Genomic DNA, 14,460 nt, shown 5'->3' with positions numbered 1-14,460 from the left:
CACCTACTCTATATGAAATCCACCCGCACCGCCGCTTTGCTCGGCCTGCTATTTACTTCGGCCCTTACTCCGGGCTGCAAAGACTTTCTGGATAAGCAGCCCCTAGGTACCACCACCCAGGACAACCTGTTCAAAGACCCCACCAACGCCGTGCAGGCCATCAACGCCACCTATGACGTGGCCGCCTGGGACCAGGGCCCCAAGTGGGGCGACCCCGCCGGCCAATACGTGGCTCAGACCTACGAATGGATGTTTGGGGACCTCATGACCGATGACTCCGAAAAAGGGGGCAGCTCGGCCAGCGACTTTGGCCCGCTCATCGAGCTCAAAACCTGGAATATTCCGCCCTCCAACCAGACCGTTACCACGCTGTGGGTGCACAGCTTCACGGGTATCGCGCGGGCTAATACGGTGATTAACAACATCGACGCGGGCACCATCGACGCGGCGCTGAAATCGCGCCTGAAGGGGGAAGCCTTGTTTCTGCGGGCGTATTTCTACTTCAACCTCGTGAAGGCCTTTGGGGGCGTGCCGCTGTTTGAGAAAACCGTGACGCCCACCGAGGCGCCCAACGTGACCCGCGCCACCATCGCCCAGACCTACGCTTTCATCGAGAAAGATTTGAAGGCCGCCGCCGCCTTGCTGCCCGAGAAGAACGCCTACCCCCAGGCCGACCTAGGCCGGGCCACCAAGGGCGCCGCCACTGGCTACCTGGCCCGCGCCATCCTGTACCAGCTGGGCACTGTGAATGGCAACAACCATACGTGGCAGGAGGTGTATGACATTACAAGCACCATCATCAGCTCCAACCAGTACAGCCTGTACCCCAACTACGCGGCCATTCACCAGGACATTGGCGAGAACAGCAGCGAGTCGCTGTTCGAGATTCAGTTTGGGTCGGACAACAACGGTTATGGCCCCATCTCGATAGGCACGACCAACAACATTTTCCAAAACAACCGCAAGACGTTTGGCTACGGGTTTAACAACCCCACGCAGAACCTAGTGGATGAGTTTGAGGCCAACGACCCGCGCAAGGAAGTCACGATTATCAAGAACAACGACATCGTGCTGGGTATTCTCAATCCCGTCGATATCACGCAAAATGCCACGGGCTACTTCAACCGCAAGGCGGCCATCATCGCCCCCAACGCGCCTGAGTCAGGCCCGCAAAACATTCGTAAGCTGCGCTACGCCGACATCTTGCTGATGAAAGCCGAAGCCGCCGCCCAGCTCAGCCGGCCCACTGAGGCCATCGCATTGGTGAATCAGGTGCGCGCCCGCGCCCGCGTGTCGACCCGCCCGCCCGGCACCAAGCTGGGCACTCTCACTTACGACCCCACCAATGCCCCGGCTAATACCCTACCCGACCTCGCGCCCGGCCTATCGGGCACTGCGCTGCTCAACGCCATCTGGCACGAGCGCCGGGTAGAGTTTGCCGAGGAGTCGCTGCGCTTCTGGGACTTGGTTCGCACGGGCCGCTACCTAAACGTTTTGCCGGCCGATGTACGGGCCCGGGCGGCGTCGCACGTAGCCACCGAAACCTCGGTAAACCCGATGCCGCTGCTGCCGATTTCGCTCAACGACGCCCAGAGCTGGAAGCTGCCGCAGAACCCTGGCTACTAAGCAACGACTTTTTCGCGCTGGCTGCTGATGAGCTGGCGCGAATGCAGACTTAGGCTGCGATGGCCCGCGCCATTTAGCAGCCGCTAAACATTACCTTTTCCTGTTCTCTTGTTGCCGCAAGCCCCCGCTGTAAAATGGCCCTGGACACGCTACCTAGGGCCATTTTGCAGCGGGGGTTTGTACTTCAGCCTCGCCTCCCCTACCCGCTACTTGCGGGCCGCAACTGGCTGCCGAGGTGGCCTGAGCGCAAAAAAATGAGGTAAGTATTGCCCGTGCGCGTGCCGTGCGGCGCGCGCCTAGGGGCGCCAGCAAGTAGAAAATGAGCTTGTCTGCCTATGAGCCGCTCTGCTTAACCTAGGCGACTGCTACCAGGGGCAATACCTATCGGTAAAGTTGCGCTGAAAAAGAAACTGTAGCTTAGCCCCGGCACCTGGTGTGGCACCTGATAATGGACAAGCAGCCGCCTCTTTTCTGCGCCGAAATAGAAGCACTTAATCACCCCCAATGAACACAAAACAACTTTTTGCCGCCTTCCTCCTCGGTATGCTGCCAACATCGGCACTGCTTGCACAATCGATTGAGTTAGTGAACCCCATCATGACGGGTTTCTACCCCGACCCGAGCATTACCAAAGTCGGCAAAGACTACTACCTGGTCAACTCCACGTTTTCCTACTTCCCCGGCATCCCGGTGCTGCACAGCCGCGACCTGAAAAACTGGAAGCAGATTGGGAACGTGATAGACCGGCCTTCTCAAATGACCTTTATGGGCGACCGGATGACCCGCGGGCTATTCGCGCCGGCCATTGAGTACCACAATGGTACCTACTACGTCACGTGCACGCAGATTGACCACAAGGGCAACTTCGTGGTGACGGCCAAAAACCCCGCCGGGCCCTGGAGCAACCCAACTTTCTTGCCTCAGGTGCGGGGCATTGACCCTTCGCTGTACTTCGAGGGCGACAAGGCCTACGTTATCTATAACAGCGACCCGCCCGGTACGCCGCTCTACGACGGCCACCGCTCCATCAAGATTATCGAGCTGAACCCGCAGACGCTGCAAACGGTGGGCGAAGCCAAAATTGTGGTGAATGGCGGCGTAGACATCAGCAAGAAGCCCGTCTGGATAGAAGGCCCGCACCTAATGAAGCGTGGCGACTGGTACTATCTCTACGCAGCTGAGGGCGGGACGTCGGTAAATCACACCGAGGTAGTATTCCGCAGCAAGGAACCCCTAGGCCCGTTCGTGCCCTACGAGAAGAACCCTATCCTGTCGCAGCGCGAACTGCCTCGCGACCGCAAGGACCCCATTACTTCGGCGGGGCACGCGCAGTTTGTGGAGGGGCCCGATGGCAAGACCTACGCCATTTTCCTGGCCGTGCGGCCCTACGAAGGCAATTTCTACAACACGGGCCGCGAAACGTTTATCGTACCAGTGGAATGGAAAGACGAGTGGCCGGTAACGGTGCCGGGCCCCAACGGCGTGCAGTATGCTTATAAGGCCAACTTCCCCGAGGTGAAGCAGCCCGGCGCCCTGCCACAGAGCGGCAATTTTGCTTACACGCTCACCTTCGAGAAGCAGCTCGACCCAGCGCTTTTGTTCATGCGCACGGTGGACAGCACTAATTTTTCGCTGAGCAAAGCCAAGGGGCTCACCCTGAAGCTGAAGCTCGAAACGGTAGCCGAAACTGGTAACCCGGCCTTCATCGGCAAGCGGCAGCAGCACATGTATGGCAGCGCCGAAACCGAGCTAACCTTCTCGGCCAAGGCGGCCAACGAAACGGCGGGCCTAGTGGTGTTTCAGGACGAGAAGCACTTCTATTTTCTCTGCAAATCGGTTGAGAATGGCAAGCCCGTGGTGCAGCTGCTCAAGAGCACAGCCGACACCAAGAATACCGAGCTGCTGGCAAAAGCACCGCTGAAAGCGGCGGCCAGCAAGGTGCAGCTGCGCATCAACGCCGACGGCGACACCTACAGCTTCCGCTTCTCGGAGGATGGCAAAAACTACACGCTTCTGAAAGACAAGGTAGATGCGCGCTTCCTGAGCACGCAAGTGGCGGGCGGCTTCATTGGCTGCCTCTACGGCATGTACGGCACCTCGGCCGGGCAGCCCACCACTAACACGGCCTCCTTTAAGTGGCTGAAATACGAAGGGCACGACCCCATGTACAAGAAATAATCTGCGGTCTGCCACACATCCACTCTCCTTTTATGCGCTTATTCCCAATTCTTTGCCTGCTGGCGCTACCCCTGGCCGCCGCCCAGGCTGCCCAGCCCATTCGCATCAGCAGCCCCGATGGGGCCGTGCTAGTGACCGTAGATGTCACGGCCCAAGGCCAGCCCACCTACACCGTGCGCTACCGCCAGGCCGAGCTGCTGCGGCCCTCGCACCTAGGCCTGCGCCTCGCGAGTGCTGACCTCACGCAGGGCCTCAAACTCACCAAAGCCGATAAGCAAACCGCCGTAGCCGACGACTACCAACTCGCCACCGACAAGCGCGCCAACTGCCGCTACCGGGCCAACCGGCGCGTGCTGCACTTTGCGGGCAAGGCCGGGGCGCCGCAGCTCAGCGTGGTGTTTCAGGTGTCGAATGATGGGGTAGCGTTTCAGTACGTGCTGGAAGGCCCGAGCCAGGAGGTGCAGCGCATCACGGCGGAGGGCACTACGTTTCACCTGCCGGCCGGGGCCAAGGGCTGGCTGCACCCGCACGCTAAAGCCCAAACTGGCTTTGCCAATACGCAGCCCTCGTACGAGGAGAATTACCAGCGCGGCATCGCAGCCGGCACGCCCTCGACCATCGGGCAAGGGTGGTCGTTCCCGGCTTTGTTTCAAACCAATGGGCACTGGGTACTGCTGACTGAGGCCGGCATGGGTCGCACCTACGCCGGCACCCACCTAGCCCACGAGTCGCCCGATGCCGAGTACGGCATTGCCTTCCCGCAGCCGCCCGAAAAAACCACACCCGACGCGGCCCTGCTGCCCGAAAGCCGCCTACCGTGGAGCACACCTTGGCGCGTGGTGGTGGTTGGCAATTCGTTGGCACCTATCGTAGAATCGACGCTGACGACCGACCTGAGTGCGCCTGCTAAAACGCCCGTGCTCACTGAGGCGCCCGGCAAGTCGTCGTGGTCGTGGGTGCTGATGGGCGACCAAAACACCACCTACGACGTGCAGCGCCGCTTCATCGACTATGCCGCTAACATGGGCTGGCGCTACTGCTTGGTCGATGCGCTCTGGGACAAGCAAATCGGCTACGACAAAACGCAGGAGCTAGCCCAGTATGCGCGCTCCAAAAACGTGGGCCTGCTGGTATGGTACAACTCGAACGGCCATTGGAACCAGGCCCCGCAAACGCCTACCAACGTGCTCTTCGAAGCCGAAAGCCGGCGCAAGGAGTTTGCTCGCATCAAGCAGATGGGTGTGGCGGGTGTAAAAATCGACTTCTTCGGGGGCGATGGGCAGTCTTTTATGAATTACTACCAGGACATTTTGGTAGATGCCACCCAAGCCGGCCTATTGGTGAATTTTCATGGCGCTACCCTACCTAGGGGCTGGAACCGCACCTACCCCAACCTGATGACGATGGAAGCCGTGAAGGGCTTCGAGTTCTTGACCTTCGACCAGCGCAACACCGACCAGGAGCCAACCCACTGTGCCACGCTGCCCTTCGCCCGCAACGCCGTGGGCCCGATGGATTTTACGCCCGTGGCCTTCTCGGAGATTCGGGGCAAACAGCGCCGCACGTCCAATGCCTTCGAGTTGGCCTTGTCGGTGCTCTTTCAATCGGGCATTCAGCACTACGCCGAGGTGCCCGAGGGCATGGCCGCGCAGCCCACCTACGTGCAGGAGTTCATGAAAAAGCTGCCGCCCCGCTGGGCTGATGTGAAGCTGCTCGACGGCTTCCCCGGCGAGTACGCGGTGCTGGCCCGCCAAGCGCCTAGCGGCGGGTGGTACGTGGCTGGCATCAATGCCACCGACGCGCCCAAAACCATCCAGGTAGACCTAGGGAAGCTGGGCCTGAAAAGCGGCATGCTCATTACCGACGGCGACACCAACCGCAGCTTCAGCACGCGGGCCGTGGCGGGCAACACCGTCAGCGTGACGCTGCCCGCACGGGGCGGCTTCGTGGTGCAGCCCTAGGTCCTCTGTTTGGCTTAGCCCCGTGGCCAGCGGTCCGCTTTTTGTTCCTACTTGAAAACTTGCTTGTTATGAAGCACCTATTTTGGGCCGCTCTTCTGACCTTGGCCGCCTGCACCACGTTGCAAGCCCAGAATCCTATCATCCAAACCAAGTTCACGGCCGACCCGGCGCCGATGGTGTACCAGGACACCGTGTTCCTTTATACCGGTCACGATGAGGACGATGCCAAGGGGTTTAAGATGTACAATTGGCTGCTGTACACCTCCACCGACATGGTAAACTGGACCGACCACGGCGCGGTCGCCTCCACCAAAAGCTTTAACTGGTCGCCGCAAAACGGAGCGTGGGCGGCGCAGTGCATCGCGCGCAACGGTAAGTTTTACCTCTATTGCCCCATTCACGTCAAGGGTATCGGCGTGCTGGTGTCGGATAGTCCCTACGGCCCCTTCACCGACCCGTTGGGTAAGCCCTTGATTCAGAATGGTCCTGACGATATCGACCCCACCGTCTACATTGACGACGATGGCCAGGCCTACTTGTACTGGGGCAATCCGAACCTGTACTACGTCAAGCTCAACGAGGATATGATTTCCTATTCGGGCGGCATTGTCAAGTCGCCCACCAAGCCAAAGGATTACCAGGAGGGCCCGTGGTTTTACAAGCGCAAAGACAAGTACTACGTGGCGTATGCTTCCACCTGCTGCCCCGAGGGCATCGGCTACAGCATGAGTACCAGCCCCACGGGCCCCTGGAACTACACCGGCACGCTCATGGACCACGACCGTCGGTCGAACGGCAACCACCCGGGCATCATCGACTACAAGGGCAACTCCTACCTGTTCGGCTTTAACTACGCTATTTCCAAAGCCCTGTCGCCGACGCACACCGAGCGGCGCTCCGTGTGCGTGGCCAAGCTGACATACAACCCGGACGGCACCATTCAGCAGTTACCGTTTTGGTCGGAAGAGGGCGTAGACCGCGTGGCAGTCTTGAACCCCTACAAGCGCACCGAGGCAGAAACCATTGCCTTGAGCCAGGGTCTGAAAACCAGCAAAGGGCCTAACGGCATGTACGTAACCGCTATTGATAATGGCGATTACATCAAAGTCAAAGGCGTTGATTTTGGAAAGGGAGCGAAAGAGTTCATGGCTTCGGTAGCAAGTACATCCTCCAACTCAGCCATTGAACTACATCTGGACAGCCCCACGGGTGCTTTGCTGGGAACACTGAAAGTGAAGAACACTGGTAACCTAGGAAGCTGGATGGTGCAGTCATGCAAAGTCAGCCGGAAGAGTGGCATCCACGACGTGTACTTCGTCTTCAAAGCCGCCGGTAACAACCAACTCTTGTTCGACTGGTGGCAGTTTAATCAATAGATAAGGCTGAGGTAGCCGCCAGCGAGTACTGCAAGCACTCATGAAAGGCTGTCAACAACCTATCCGGCCTTCGCGCTCCTATTCCCACTTCTTTCAGTGGTGCGCAACTCATTATCAGGAACGCGGCTAGCTGGCCGCGGCTGGTGTCTTGCGCTTCAACCTCTATTCCTTCTTAGCTATCCTTCTCCACATGAATTCCCACCTTACTTCGCTTTTCCGGACGGGCCGGCTGCTCGGCCTAGTTAGCTTGCTAGGCCTAGGGGCTACCACGGCAGTGGCTCAACGCCCGGCTAAGCAGCCAGCGTCAGGGGCCTTTTACACGGGCAAGTACCCTAGCTTGCTGCGGGAGGCGGGCTACAGCCAAGCCGCCATCGACCAGAAAGTAGCGCAAGCCTACCACGATGTATTTGAAGGACCTAATAAGGTGTACTTCGAGGTAGGCGACTCGATGGCCTACGTGTCGGACGTGAAAAACCACGACGCCCGCACTGAAGGCATGTCGTACGGGATGATGGTGGCCGTGCAGCTCAACAAGAAGGAGGTGTTTGACCGCCTCTGGCGCTGGTCGAAGAAGAACTTGCAGCACCAAACCGGGCCGCTGGAAGGCTACTTCGCCTGGAGTTTCAGCACCACCACGATGAAGCTAAATTCGGAGGGCCCCGCTTCGGATGGGGAGCTGTATTTCGTTACGAGCCTGCTGTTTGCGGCCAACCGCTGGGGCAACGCTACCGGCATTGACTACTACAAGGAGGCCCGCCGCATCCTAGATGCCTCGTGGAAAAAAGACGGCACGGGCGGTGTGCGCAACCTCTTCAACACCCAGCACAAGCAGATAACCTTTGTGCCAGTCGGGGATATGTACAACTGGACCGACCCGTCGTACCACCTGCCGGCTTTTCTGGAGGTGTGGGCCACCTATGCCAAGGACGGGCACGAGCAGTTTTACCGGGCCTGCGCCGATACGTCGCGGGTGTTTCTACACCGGGCGTGCGCTGCCCCTACCGGCCTCAACTACGACTACACCGGGTTTAGCGGCAAGCCGCACGCTACCAAGTGGGCGCCACCGGCCTTCCGCTACGACTCGTGGCGAGTGCCCATGAATATTGCCATGGACTACGTGTGGTTTGGCAAAGACAAAGCCTGGCAGGAGCAGTACGCCCGGCGCTTCCAAGGCTTTCTGCGTGGCAAAGGGCTGAATACATTCGAAGACCAGTTCAACGTGGACGGCTCGCGGCCCGACTTCATTCTGCAAGCCGGCGACGTCAAGAAACTGCGGCATTCGCTGGGGCTGGTAGCTACCAGCGCGTCGGCCTCACTCATGCACCAAGACCGGGACCTAGGGTTTGTGCATGCGCTCTGGAACGCCAAACTAGCACCCTACGAAGATGGCTACTTCGACCCTTACTACGACGGTCTGTTGTACCTGTTCAGCTTGATGCACTTGAGTGGCAAATACCAGGCTATCAAACCCACGACCCATCACTAACACCGCAGCTCGGCAATCTCCCACCCATGTCACACTTCCTACAGCGCAGCACTTTATTTTTCGGAATAGTCCTCGCATCGGCCGTTGCTTCGCCGCTACTCGCGCAGGTAAAGCAGGCGCAAAACCCCATTATCTACGCTGACGTGCCCGACCTCTCGATGCTACGGGTGGGAGACACGTACTACATGAGCAGCACGACCATGCACATGACGCCGGGCGTGCCCATTATGAAGTCGAAGGACCTCGTGAACTGGCACCTCGTGAGCTACGCCTCCGATACCCTAGGTGGCCAGGACGAGCTAGCGCTGCGCAACGGCAAAAGCACTTACGGCCGCGGCTCGTGGGCAAGTAGCCTGCGCTTCAATAAGGGCACCTACTACGTTTCGACCTTCGCCCAAACGACCGGAAAAACTTATGTCTATTCTACCAAGAACATTGAGAAAGGCCCTTGGAAAGCCGTATCGTTTAAGCCGAGTTACCACGACCATTCCCTGTTTTTCGACGACGATGGCCGCGTGTACCTGATATACGGCGCCGGCAAGCTGCGGCTAGTTGAGCTGACAGCTGACGCCTCCGGCGTGAAGCCCGGCGCCACGGAGCAGGTGCTGATAGAAAACGCCAGCACCCCGGCCGGCCCCAACCTCGGCCTGCCCGCCGAAGGCTCGCAGTTGTTCAAAATCAAGGGCAAATACTACCTCTTTAACATTACCTGGCCTAAGGGCGGCATGCGCACGGTGGTGGTGCACAGGGCCGACAAGCTCACGGGCCCCTATGAAGGCCGGGTGGCGCTGCAAGACCTAGGGGTGGCCCAGGGCGGCCTCATCGACACGCCCGATGGGCGCTGGTTTTCCTACCTCTTCCGCGACAACGGGGCTGTGGGTCGCATCCCGTACTTGGTGCCCGTGACCTGGACCGATGGCTGGCCCGTACTGGGTAGCCCGGCCGGCAAGGTTCCCACTACGCTAGCCTTGCCCGCCAGCAAAGGCCTGATTCCGGGCATAGTAGCCTCGGATGAATTTGCCCGGCGCAAGGGCGAGCCCGCCCTGCCGCTGGTGTGGCAGTGGAACCACAACCCGGAAAACTCGCTGTGGTCGCTCACTGACCGCCCCGGCTATCTGCGCCTCAAAACCGGCCGCGTGGATACTACCTTCCTGCTGGCCCGCAATACCCTCACCCAGCGCACCATCGGGCCCATCTGCGCGGGCACTACGGCCTTGGATGTATCGCACCTCAAAGACGGTGATTTTGCTGGCCTAGCTCTGTTGCAAAAGCGCTACGGCCTGGTGGGCGTAGACAATCGCAACGGCGCCAAATCTATCGTCATGGTCAGTGCCGAATCGGAGAAACCGGTGGAGCTACAGCGCCTGCCCTTGGCACAGAACACCGTGTATTTCAAGGCCGAATGTGACTTTACGGACCGCAAAGACGTGGCCACGTTCTACTACAGCCTCGATGGCAAAACGTGGAAAGACATTGGTGGCCCGCTCAAAATGGCTTACACGCTGCCGCACTTCATGGGCTACCGGTTCGGGTTATTCAACTACGCCACCAAGAATCCTGGTGGCTACGCTGATTTCGATTATTTCCGCATTACGGACAAGAGTACTGGGGCCAAGTAACCTGCTCTCTAGGTTATGCAGCGCAGAATGCGCTGCATGACAGCCTTTTTGACTTCGAAACCTATCCACAACTTCTACCCACCCATGCTGAGGCACAAACTATCCTACATTCTAGCCAGTCTGACCTGCCTGCTAGGCAACGCCGCCCAGGCGCAGAACCCAATTATCACTAACCAATTCACGGCCGACCCAACGGCGCGCGCATTCGATGGGCGGGTGTACGTGTACCCCTCGCACGACATTCGGGCTGCTCCCGGCCGCGGGCGGGCGGGCTGGTTTGTGATGGAGGACTACCACGTATTCTCGTCGGCCAACCTCACCGACTGGACCGACCACGGCGTGATTGTGACGCAGAATAAGGTGCCTTGGGTGAAGCCCGATAGCTACAGCATGTGGGCGCCTGACTGCATCGCGCGCAACGGCAAGTATTATTTCTACTTCCCAACCACCCCCAAGGACACGACCGTGAGCAAAGGCTTCACCGTGGGGGTGGCCGTGGCCGACAAGCCCACCGGGCCGTTTGTGCCGCAGCCGCTGCCCATCAAGGGCGTGCGTGGCATCGACCCCAACGTGTTTATCGACCAGGATGGGCAGGCGTACCTGTACTGGTCGCAGGGCAATATCTACGGGGCGAAGCTGAAGGAAAACATGTTGGAGCTAGCCTCAGAGCCCGTTACGCTGGGCGAGCTGCCGACTAAGGGACTGAAGGAAGGTCCGTACTTGTTTAAGCGCAAAGGAATTTATTACCTGACTTATCCGCACGTCGAGAACAAGACTGAGCGCCTCGAATACGCTACCAGCACCAGCCCCCTAGGTCCTTTCACGGTGAAGGGCGTGATTATGGACGAATCGCCGACGGGCTGCTGGACCAATCACCACTCCCTGCTGGAGCTTAAGAACCAATGGTACTTGTTCTATCACCACAACGACCTGTCGCCCGCTTTCGACAAAAACCGCTCGGTTCGCATCGATAGCCTATTCTTTGAGCCCGACGGCGCCATTCGGAAAGTGACGCCCACTCTGCGCGGTGTGGGCCTAACCGATGCCAAGCAGAAAATTCAACTGGACCGCTACAGCCGCTTGAGCAGCAGTGGTGCGAACATCGCCTTCCTAGATACTGCCAACAAGTTTCAGGGCTGGAAAACCATATTTGCCAACAACCAGGGCTGGGTGCAATACAACGGCGTAGCCTTTGGCAAACAGGCTCTCAAGACGGTGACGCTGCGCACGATGGCGGCGGCCGGCGCTACGGTGCAGCTGCGGGCAGACGGAGCTACCGGCCCGGTGCTGGCCCAAGTCACTGTGCCCAAGGGCAGCCAGTGGCGAGAAATAAAAGCGCCCTTGTCCGCCTTCAAGCCCGGCACGCACACGCTGGTCGTTTCATCTAAAACGAACACGCCCGTCGAGATTGACTGGGTCAAGTTCGAGTAAGCAAGTCGGACCTAGAAGCTAGCTTCTACTTATGCTGCGAAGCTCCTAGGCTCGGCAGCCCTGGGAGCCCCGTCATTTAAGCAAGTAGTGTTCTTGCCCACCAAAGCGGACCTAGGTCACTCATTCTACTTAAAAAGCCAACATGCTCCACCGCTGCTTCGCCTTGCTCCGAATAAAGCCCGCTTGCTTGCTAGTGCTCGTGAGCTGGCCGATTGTGGGGTTTGGCCAAAGCTTTCGGAGCTACAAGCCGAGCGCCGACCGGGTCACGATTGCCTTGGCCAAAGGGCAGCTGGTGTTGCGGCCGCTGGCCGAAAACGCCATTCGGGTGCAGTACGCGCAAGGAGCGCTGCCTGCGCCGCCCGAATTGGTGTTGACGAGCCAGCTCCGAGCGCCCGCTTTCAAAACCACGGAAACGGGCACGGCGGTGGAGCTAGCTACCAAGCAAGTGCGGGTGCGCGTGGACAAGGCCACCGGCTCAATTTCTTACCTGAACAACGCCGGCCAGGTGTTTCTACGCGAGCAGCCTACTACCCGCCTGCTACCGGCCGAGCCCGTGCTGGGCGAAGCCAACGTGGTGGCGCAGCAGCAGTTCCAAACCAGCCCGGATGAGCTGCTGCTGGGCCTGGGGCAGTTTCAGGATGGGCACTTCAACCTGCGCGGCGTGACCCGGCAGCTCACGCAGGTGAACACCCAGATTGCGCTGCCTTTTCTGTATTCTAGCAAGGGCTACGGCCTGCTGTGGCATCAATACGGGCTCACCGACTTCAACCCAGCCGATGCGCCCATCGCCCTCGAAAAGCAGCCCGAAACAGCCGCCACAGGCACCGCAGTGGATGCCACCACCGCCAATGGCACCCAAAAAGTAGCGCAGGACCAGGCCACTTACACCGGCACGTTTACGCTGCCCGCGACCGGTACCTATTCGCTGATGCTCGACCTGGGCGCGATGGGCAACCGGCACTACGTGGCCATCGACGGGGTAGCGTGCCTCGACCAACGTAATTTTTGGCTGCCACCCACGGCCAGCGCCCAAGTGGCGCTGAAGGCGGGGGCGCACACCGTGCAGGTCATTTGCAAGGCCAATAACACCCCCCGCGTCACCTACAAGCGGGTAAATGGGCTTACCACGTTTCGCTCGCCCAATGCCAAGCTGCTCGATTACGTGGTGTTTTATGGGCCGCAGGCCGACGAAGTTATTCGCACCTACCGCAACTTGTCGGGCCAGGTGCCGCTGCTGCCGCAATGGGCCTACGGCTTTTGGCAGTGCCGCGAGCGGTACACTTCCAGCGCGCACCTAGAGGAAACGGTGCAAGAGTTTCGGCGGCGCAATATCCCCATAGATGTGATTGTGCAGGATTGGCAGTACTGGGGCAAATACGGGTGGGGCGTCATGCAATTCGACGAAGCCCATTACCCCGACCCGGCCGCCCTGATGCAGAACCTGCACGCCCAGCACACCCGCTTCAATATTTCGGTGTGGGAGAACCTGAACAAGGAATCGGACATCGGCAAAAGCCACGTCGCCAATAACTTCTACATCCCGAATAGTCCCTGGCTCGACCTCACGAACCCCGCCGCTCGCAAGGCGCACTGGGCGGCTATCAACCAGCACCTGTTCCGGTACGGGGTCGATTCGTGGTGGCTCGACGCCACGGAGCCCGAAAACGATGCCCTGCACGGCAAGCAGCTCGCCCTGGGGCCGGGCGATTTTTACCGGCTCACGTACCCGCTTTTTGTGAACCAAGCCGTGTACGAGGGGCAGCGCGCCGCCACCCAGGACAAGCGCGTGTGCATCCTCACGCGCTCGGCTTTTTTGGGGCAGCAGCGCTACGGCACCATCAGCTGGTCGGGCGATATTGGGGGCACCTGGGACACGTTTCGCCGCCAAATTCCGGCGGGGCTAGGCTTCAGTATCACCGGCCTGCCGTACTGGACTACCGACATCGGCGGGTTTTTCCGGCCGGGCGCCGGGCAGTACAACGACCCGCAGTACAACGAGCTGCTGATGCGTTGGTACCAATGGGGTGCCTTCACGCCCATTTTCCGGGTGCACGGCTACCAAACTGAGACCGAGCCCTGGAAAAACGGCCCCGTGGTGGAGGCCAATATCCGGCAGCTGCTGGACGTGCGCTACCGCCTGCTACCCTACCTCTACTCGGCGGCCTGGCAAGTGCACGTGCAGGGCTCGACGCTGATGCGGCCCTTGGTCATGGATTTTCGGACCGATACCACTGCCCGCAAGCAGGCCGGGGAGTACCTGTTTGGGCCGGCGTTTTTGGTGGCGCCCGTCACGGCGCCGGGCCGCACCGAGTGGCCCGTGTACCTGCCCCAGGGTGGGGCGTGGTACAACTTCTGGACCGGCCAGCGCCACGCGGGCGGACAAACCATCACGGCCCCGGCGCCTATGGCCACGACCCCGGTTTTTGTGAAAGCCGGCGCCATTGTGCCCCTAGGCAAACGCCTGCAATACACCGGGCAAAAAACGGCTGACACGCTAGAAATCAGGGTGTACGCCGGCGCCGACGGCCGGTTTACGCTCTACGAAGACGAGGGCGACAGCTACCGCTACGAGCAGGGCCAGTACACTGCCATTCCTTTTGCGTGGGATGAAAAGCGCCGCACCCTGACCATCGGCCCGCAACTGGGCGCCTACCCCGGCGCGCTGAAGCGGCGCGTCTTCAACATCGTGTGGGTGAGCGAAACCACCGGGCTGGGAGAGGCCTTTGGCAAGCCCAGCAAGCAAGTGGCCTACCTAGGTAAGCCGCTCACCATCAAGCAATAAG

General features: G+C 59.8%; 8 protein-coding genes. All 8 read left to right on the top strand.

What is annotated here, in order from left to right; translation table 11 throughout:
• The first annotated feature begins 12 nt into the window (after window positions 1-12).
• The 8 genes from JAO77_RS13395 to JAO77_RS13360 all read left to right on the top strand — a co-directional run bounded on the left by JAO77_RS13395 (window position 13) and on the right by JAO77_RS13360 (window position 14,459).
• Complete coding sequence (locus JAO77_RS13395) at window positions 13-1,626, top strand: RagB/SusD family nutrient uptake outer membrane protein (RefSeq protein WP_198990870.1); 1,614 nt, start codon at window positions 13-15, stop codon at window positions 1,624-1,626.
• A 543-nt stretch (window positions 1,627-2,169) separates the two neighbouring features.
• A complete protein-coding gene (locus JAO77_RS13390) occupies window positions 2,170-3,804 on the top strand; it encodes a glycoside hydrolase family 43 protein (protein ID WP_235998407.1) in 1,635 nt (544 codons plus the stop codon).
• A gap of 32 nt (window positions 3,805-3,836) precedes the next feature.
• Window positions 3,837-5,765, top strand: coding sequence for a glycoside hydrolase family 97 protein (locus JAO77_RS13385; protein WP_198990868.1), 1,929 nt, complete (start codon window positions 3,837-3,839; stop codon window positions 5,763-5,765).
• 68 nt (window positions 5,766-5,833) lie between these two features.
• Window positions 5,834-7,141, top strand: a complete 1,308-nt coding sequence (locus JAO77_RS13380; RefSeq protein ID WP_198990867.1) for a glycoside hydrolase family 43 protein — start codon at window positions 5,834-5,836, stop codon at window positions 7,139-7,141.
• Between the two features lie 190 nt (window positions 7,142-7,331).
• Window positions 7,332-8,627: a family 8 glycosyl hydrolase gene (locus tag JAO77_RS13375; RefSeq protein ID WP_198990866.1), complete on the top strand. Its 1,296-nt coding sequence runs from the start codon at window positions 7,332-7,334 to the stop codon at window positions 8,625-8,627.
• 26 nt (window positions 8,628-8,653) lie between these two features.
• On the top strand, window positions 8,654-10,246 hold the full coding sequence (locus JAO77_RS13370; protein WP_198990865.1) for a glycoside hydrolase family 43 protein: 1,593 nt from the start codon (window positions 8,654-8,656) through the stop codon (window positions 10,244-10,246).
• 84 nt (window positions 10,247-10,330) lie between these two features.
• Window positions 10,331-11,677: a family 43 glycosylhydrolase gene (locus JAO77_RS13365; protein WP_198990864.1), complete on the top strand. Its 1,347-nt coding sequence runs from the start codon at window positions 10,331-10,333 to the stop codon at window positions 11,675-11,677.
• Window positions 11,678-11,876: 199 nt separating this feature from the next.
• Complete coding sequence (locus JAO77_RS13360; protein ID WP_198990863.1) at window positions 11,877-14,459, top strand: glycoside hydrolase family 31 protein; 2,583 nt, start codon at window positions 11,877-11,879, stop codon at window positions 14,457-14,459.
• Window position 14,460: the final 1 nt, after the last annotated feature.

Source organism: Hymenobacter sp. BT559, assembly GCF_016427535.1.
GTDB lineage: Bacteria > Bacteroidota > Bacteroidia > Cytophagales > Hymenobacteraceae > Hymenobacter.
This window is presented reverse-complemented; position numbering and strand designations above follow the sequence as displayed.